This window comes from Vibrio sp. D431a, assembly GCF_030248655.1.
Lineage (GTDB): Bacteria > Pseudomonadota > Gammaproteobacteria > Enterobacterales > Vibrionaceae > Vibrio > Vibrio alginolyticus.
In genome coordinates this window covers 65,674-72,026 of sequence record NZ_JAHGAP010000014.1, presented here as the reverse complement: position 1 = coordinate 72,026, position 6,353 = coordinate 65,674, and the positions used below count along the sequence as shown (strand labels likewise).

At 46.1% G+C, this 6,353-nt stretch carries 7 protein-coding genes; all 7 read right to left on the bottom strand.

Going from position 1 to position 6,353, the window contains the following annotated elements; genetic code table 11:
- Positions 1-29 precede the first annotated feature (29 nt).
- The 7 genes from tatC to rmuC all read right to left on the bottom strand — a co-directional run bounded on the left by tatC (position 30) and on the right by rmuC (position 6,218).
- Positions 30-782, bottom strand: a complete 753-nt coding sequence (gene tatC, locus KJB35_RS12980) for a twin-arginine translocase subunit TatC (RefSeq protein WP_005379234.1) — start codon at positions 780-782, stop codon at positions 30-32.
- Positions 783-850: 68 nt separating this feature from the next.
- Positions 851-1,249, bottom strand: coding sequence for a Sec-independent protein translocase protein TatB (gene tatB, locus KJB35_RS12975; RefSeq protein ID WP_005382959.1), 399 nt, complete (start codon positions 1,247-1,249; stop codon positions 851-853).
- A 3-nt stretch (positions 1,250-1,252) separates the two neighbouring features.
- Positions 1,253-1,498, bottom strand: a complete 246-nt coding sequence (gene tatA / locus KJB35_RS12970; protein WP_005382958.1) for a Sec-independent protein translocase subunit TatA — start codon at positions 1,496-1,498, stop codon at positions 1,253-1,255.
- Between the two features lie 52 nt (positions 1,499-1,550).
- Positions 1,551-3,185, bottom strand: a complete 1,635-nt coding sequence (gene ubiB, locus KJB35_RS12965; RefSeq protein WP_005379226.1) for a ubiquinone biosynthesis regulatory protein kinase UbiB — start codon at positions 3,183-3,185, stop codon at positions 1,551-1,553.
- Entirely contained in the window at positions 3,182-3,817 is a 636-nt protein-coding gene (locus KJB35_RS12960) for an SCP2 domain-containing protein (protein WP_005379213.1), read from the bottom strand. Before KJB35_RS12960 ends, ubiB begins: the two co-directional genes overlap by 4 nt.
- A gap of 11 nt (positions 3,818-3,828) precedes the next feature.
- On the bottom strand, positions 3,829-4,608 hold the full coding sequence (gene ubiE / locus KJB35_RS12955; RefSeq protein ID WP_005379210.1) for a bifunctional demethylmenaquinone methyltransferase/2-methoxy-6-polyprenyl-1,4-benzoquinol methylase UbiE: 780 nt from the start codon (positions 4,606-4,608) through the stop codon (positions 3,829-3,831).
- Positions 4,609-4,685: 77 nt separating this feature from the next.
- On the bottom strand, positions 4,686-6,218 hold the full coding sequence (rmuC, locus tag KJB35_RS12950) for a DNA recombination protein RmuC (RefSeq protein WP_033905890.1): 1,533 nt from the start codon (positions 6,216-6,218) through the stop codon (positions 4,686-4,688).
- Positions 6,219-6,353 lie beyond the last annotated feature (135 nt).

The following is a 6,353-nucleotide window of genomic DNA, read 5'->3' as shown; positions in this document are numbered from 1 at the left end:
CCATATCAGGACGGGTCACTAGATTAGCCTTATTCTTCGGTTTCCGCTTCTACTTCTTCGCTTCGACGAGTATAAAAACGCGCGAAGAACAAACCGACTTCAAACAGTAAACACATCGGAATAGCGAGTAAGGTTTGCGAGATCATGTCTGGTGGCGTTAACACCATACCTACGACAAACGCAGCCACTATAATATAAGGACGTTTCTGTCTTAAGTCTTCTGGTGTAGTGGCCCCAGTCCAACACAACAAAATAATCGCAACAGGCACCTCGAATGCGATACCAAACGCCATAAATAGCGCCAGCACAAAGTCGAGATAACTCGAGATATCAGTTGCAAACTCTACTCCACCAAGAGAGATGGCGGTAAAGAAGCCAAACACCAATGGAAATACCACGAAGTAGGCAAATGCCACTCCACAGTAGAACAATAGCGAACTAGAGAACAGCAGTGGCATGATCAATCGACGTTCATGCTTGTACAAACCTGGCGCTACAAATGCCCACACTTGATACAAGATAAACGGCACCGCAATAAATACCGAAGCAATTAACGTCAGCTTAAGTGGCGTAAAAAAAGGTGACGCTACATCCGTAGCAATCATGGTCGCGCCTTCAGGTAGACGTTCTACTAAAGGTGCGGAAACAAACTCGTAAATGTGGTTAGAGAAATAAATTAGTCCGACAAACACGACCAACACTGCGAGGATTGAACGCAGTAGTCGGTTGCGAAGCTCCAACAAATGACTAATTAAAGGTTGTGTCTGCTCGACGGTAGACATGGCAAACCTCTTATTAAAAACCAGATCAAAAAGGAGCTACCAATCACTAGTAGCTCCTCCTAATGAGACTATTCGGCTTTCTTATCTGCCGCTGTAACCTTGCTCTCTTCCGCTTTCTCTACCTTTTCTGCTGCTGGCTCTGTTTTTACAGGCTCAGCCTCTGAATCGGTGTTCTTTGCGTAAGGACGATTTACAGATTGCGCTGCCTTCTTCAACTCTTCAACTGAAGATTTCAACTCAGGGGACAAATCATCCATCCCCATTTGTTCTGCTTTGCGCAAGTTTTCTTGCAGCTCTTGGACTTTCAGCTCGTGTGACAATTCGTCTTTGACGCTATTTGCCATACTCTTAGCGGCACCGATAAAGCGAGACACGCTGCGAATAGCATGAGGCAAACGCTCCGGCCCAAGAACGACCAGACCAACAACAGATATTAATACCAGTTCCCAAAAACCGATATCAAACACGTTTTACGCCTGCTCTTTGTCTTTTTTCGTTTCAGGAGCAGCTTCTTTTTTCTGCTGCTCTTCTAGACTTTTTGGTTCGAAGTCTGCGTCTTTGTCATTTTTCGCAGGTTCATCTTCGCTCATCGCTTTTTTGAAGCCCTTAACGGCACCACCCAGATCGCCACCGATACCGCGTAGTTTCTTTGTTCCGAATAGCAATACAACAATTACAGCAATGATTAGAAGTTGCCAAACACTGATACCACCCATTCTCTTTACCTCGGGTCTTTAAACAAACAAAAATATTTCAAGAGTTTAACGTCTATTGACGATAAGCTCGCCAACTAAGCAGCCAAAATGTGACACCTGCGATACCGCAGGCCAACGAAAGCTGCTCAAAAGCATCGTTCACCAATATTGCCGAGCATACGACTAAAGTCGCGCCAACGCCAAACAAAAACTTTCCTGTCGCCTGCTGGCGCTTGCTCTGGCGATACCCTTGATAAAGCTGATCCATACGTTGATTCATCGCTTTACCTTGTTTCAGGCTATCGTAAAGTAGCTCTGGCAGTTCAGGTAATTTCTCTGCCCAAAATGGTGCGCGGTCTTTAATCGCATTCACTAGAGCTTGCGGCCCAACTTGATTCATCATCCATTCTTCCAGGAATGGTTTTGCGGTCTCCCACAAATCAAGTTGAGGATATAGCTGCCTACCAAGCCCTTCCACGTACAACAGCGTTTTTTGCAACAGTACAAGTTGTGGCTGAACCTCCATATTGAATCGACGTGCCGTGTTGAACAAATTCAACAACACATGACCAAAGGAGATTTCGCACAATGGCTTAGCAAAAATAGGCTCACACACAATGCGAATCGCGAACTCAAACTCATCGACATTGGTATCCGCAGGCACCCACCCTGAATCCACATGTAACTCCGCCACTCTGCGGTAGTCACGATTGAAAAACGCCAGGAAGTTTTCCGCCAGATAACGCTTGTCTTCGCTATTAAGTGTACCAACGATTCCGCAATCTAGCCCTATCCACATTGGGTTCTCTGGATGTTCGGGTTTGACGAACACATTACCCGGATGCATATCAGCATGGAAAAAGCTGTCTCGGAACACCTGAGTGAAGAACACACTCACACCGCGTTCCGCGAGCAATTTCATATTGGTGCCATTTGCTTTCAAGCCTTCAATATCAGAGACTTGAATGCCATATATTCGCTCAGAAACCATGACAGTTTCATTACTGAAGTCGGGAAAAACTTCAGGAACATATAATTCTTCGCTGCCTTCAAAGTTGCGGCGCAACTGAATGGCATTCGCCGCCTCACGTCGCAAGTCGAGTTCATCAAGCAGGGTTTTCTCGTATTCACGCACGACTTCAACTGGTTTTAAACGACGTGCTTCAGGCATCGCTCCGGCGACTATACGCGCCATTCGGTGCATCAGTTTTAGATCTGAATCAATGACTGGGCGAATATCTGGGCGGATAACCTTTAATACCACTTCTTGGTTAGTGTCTTTTATGCGCGCAGTATGTACCTGAGCAATCGACGCAGACGCCAGTGGTTTGATATCAAACTCGGTAAACCATTTTTCTAACGGACCACCTAATGCTTGCTCCATCTGCTTTTTTGCCAACTCGCCATCAAAAGGCGCGACTTGGTCTTGAAGTAAAGCTAGGGGATCAGCGATATGCGGAGGAAATAAGTCACGGCGCGTCGACATCATCTGACCGAACTTAATCCAAACCGGCCCCAGCTCTTGCAGTGCTAAACGCAGACGTTCACCGAGTGGTTTTTCTGGGTGCTTGTTCTTAATCCAAAACAAGCTTTTGCGCAGTAAAAGCGGCGCTTTGGTCAGTTGGTGATCGGGAAGCAGCTCATCTAAGCCGTATTCCAGTTGTACTTTGGCGATGTGGTATAAGCGCTTTAGTTCTGCTGGCGTCATGGTTTCTCCAATGCAGGCTTATCTGCATCCAGCTTATTCAGCAAAGCCGTTAAACGAGCTTCAATGCGAGAAGCCTGGCTGCGAACCTCATCAACTTGGTCGCAGAAATAGGCCACTTCTAACGGAGCGGGAGCCAGTTTCCATTCTTCAGTCACTACTTGCGCAAGATGACGCTGGTGTTTTTCTGCTTGAGACGCAAGAAAGTTGCCGATGTTTTTTGAACCTTGCACAAAGGTATGTGCGGCGACATCGCCAGTCACGCGAGACAACCACTCTTCAACATCTGGTTTGCAATCCACCATCAACTGAGAGAATTTCTGCGCCAATTGAATATCGCCTTCGAGTTCAAGTTTATCTTGTTTAATAAGACGAGTGATGTTGGCCTGATCGCGCAGCTCTGGTAACACACTCAAGTTGAGCGATAGATAGCAGTTAGGCTGCCCTTCGTAATGACCAAGCACATCAATTTGCTGACTAAAAACGAATGTCAGTGTTTTATTGATCTCTTTCAGGTGAACTTGAATAACTTGACCTTTTAGACGCGCTAAACGACGGCCCAATGCAGGGTCGTCTTTGATCAGTGTATTCAGTGACGTTTCAATCACAGCGGTGATAAGTGGTTCAAATGGCATGCCGTTAACCCTTAGAATTTATAACCGCGATGCAAAGCCACAATACCACCAGTTAAGTTGTAGTATTTGGTGTTTTCAAAACCTGCGTCTTGCATCATGCCTTCCAGCGTTTCTTGGTCTGGATGCATACGGATTGACTCCGCTAGGTAGCGGTAACTCTCTGAGTCATTCGCAACTAGCTCACCGATTCTCGGCAACAAGTGGAATGAATATGCGTCGTATACTTTAGATAACGGCTCTAGCACTGGTTTTGAAAATTCCAACACCAATAGACGGCCGCCAGGCTTCAGTACGCGGAACATTGAACGAAGCGCTTTGTCTTTGTCTGTCACATTACGCAAACAAAAACTGATGGTGATAACATCAAAATAATCATCAGGGAACGGCAGTTCTTCTGCGTTGGCTTGAACATAATGCACGTTACCCACAATACCGTTGTCACGCAGTTTATCGCGACCAACGTTAAGCATTGAGTTATTGATATCGGCAAGGATGACATGGCCTTCATCGCCAACAATGCGCGAGAATTTCGCCGTCAAATCACCCGTACCACCACCTAGGTCAAGAATACGTTGGCCAGGGCGAGCACCACTACAATCGATAGTGAAGCGCTTCCAAAGGCGGTGAATACCACCAGACATCAGGTCATTCATGATGTCGTATTTTGTTGCCACGGAGTGGAATACTTCGGCAACCTTAGTCACTTTTTCGTCTTTTGCCACTGTAGAGAAACCAAAGTGAGTGGTTTCATTCTCTAACGCTGTATTGGATTGCAAACTTGTGTCCGTCATTCTAATTCCTCTTAGGCAGCGCTTTCCTCTACGGGGCGTTTGTTGACAAATAAAATCGCCCACTGCACTGCGGGCGATTAGTTTACTTTATCCTCAGCCGGATGTCTTTCTACTAACGGGTCATTTTCTGAAAATGCATCACTCTGCGCTAACTGCGCGAGGTCGGAAGAAATCGGTCGTTTAATTTCAACTCCCAAGTGTTTAAAGCTTTCGGCTTGGCGAATCACATTTCCGCGCCCTGTGGCAAGCTTGTTCATCGCACCTTGATAGCTTTGATTCGCCTTATCCAGCGCACCGCCGAGCCCCTCCATGTCGTCTACAAACAATCGTAATTTGTCGTAGAGTTTTGTCGCACGCTGCGCAATCATTTTGGCGTTTTCATTTTGGCGTTCATTGCGCCATAGATTATCAATGGTGCGCAATGCCACCAGCAACGTTGTTGGGCTCACCAAAATGATGTTTTGCTCCATCGCGTCTTTAATCAAGCTCGGATCGGCTTGAATCGCGACTTGGAACGCCGGCTCAACCGGGATAAACATCAGAACATAGTCCAAACTCTGAATACCTTTGAGTTTGTGGTAGTCCTTCATGCTTAACCCTTTGATATGTGCACGTAGAGCAGCTAAGTGCGCATTCAAAGCCTGATCGCGCTCAGCATCAGTTTCGGCGTTGAAGTAGCGCTCATAGGCAACCAGCGCCATTTTAGAATCCACAACCACTTGTTTGTTTTGTGGGAGATGCACAATGACATCAGGTTGGTAACGCTTGCCTGCTTCATTTTGTAAGTTCACCTGAGTCTGATATTCGTGCCCTTCACGCAAGCCAGATTCGGCAAGTACCCTAGCGAGCACCACTTCGCCCCAGTTACCTTGCTGTTTGTTGTCCCCTTTCAACGCTTGGGTCAAATTAACCGCTTCGCGCGTCATTTGCTCGTTCAAACGTTGCAGGTTTTTCAGCTCATGCACTAAGGTATGGCGCTCTTTAGCTTCTTGGCTAAAGCTGTCATTAACGTGCTTTTTGAACCCTTCTAACTGTTCTCTAAGCGGTGACAACAAGCCTTCTAAACTCTGACGGTTTTGCAAATCGACCTTCGCTGTTTTTTCTTCAAACAGTTGATTTGCCAAGTGCTCAAATTGTTGTTTCAAGCGTGCTTCTGCTTGTTCTAAAATTTGCAGTTTTTCGGCATTAGCTTGGTTAATTTGCTCATGGCGAGCTTGCTGTTCACGCAGTTGCGTTTCTAGACGTGATTTGTGTTCACGCATTTGACCAAGCTCATCAAAGTATTGCTGGCGCTCTTGCTTTACAGCCTCGAAGTAACGCAGTTTTTCCATTGCTGCCATCAGCTTTCCATGTGTTTGGCGTACTTCAAACGCGGCTTTATCACGCTCATCATCTAATTCATCCAACTCTTGCTGAGCATCGGCAAGGCTTTGCTTGACCTGTTCAAGTTGCTGTTGATGAAGCTGTTTTTCTGAAAAAAGTTGTTGCTCGAGAAGCTGAGTTTGGGTGATAAAACGCTGTTTCACCCACCAACCGGCAGCGACACCACTAAGCGTGGCAGCACAAAGAGAAGAGAGAATGAGAGATTGGTACTCAAGAATCCATTGCATAATAGCGAGTTAGCCTGTGTTTTGTATCTATAACAATGGTATTTAGACACTGGATAAATGTCCAGTTTGTTGGATGAAAAATCCTCGCATACACTAGGCCTTCCTATAATATTCTTTCTTCCGCTCAAATTATCC

Bases quoted from the DNA above. Each gene is read 5' to 3' on its own strand.
- tatC (WP_005379234.1), bottom strand. From the start codon at position 782: ATGTCTACCGTCGAGCAGACACAACCTTTAATTAGTCATTTGTTGGAG.
- tatA (WP_005382958.1), bottom strand. From the start codon at position 1,498: ATGGGTGGTATCAGTGTTTGGCAACTTCTAATCATTGCTGTAATTGTT.
- ubiB (WP_005379226.1), bottom strand. From the start codon at position 3,185: ATGACGCCAGCAGAACTAAAGCGCTTATACCACATCGCCAAAGTACAA.
- KJB35_RS12960 (WP_005379213.1), bottom strand. From the start codon at position 3,817: ATGCCATTTGAACCACTTATCACCGCTGTGATTGAAACGTCACTGAAT.
- ubiE (WP_005379210.1), bottom strand. From the start codon at position 4,608: ATGACGGACACAAGTTTGCAATCCAATACAGCGTTAGAGAATGAAACC.
- rmuC (WP_033905890.1), bottom strand. From the start codon at position 6,218: ATGCAATGGATTCTTGAGTACCAATCTCTCATTCTCTCTTCTCTTTGT.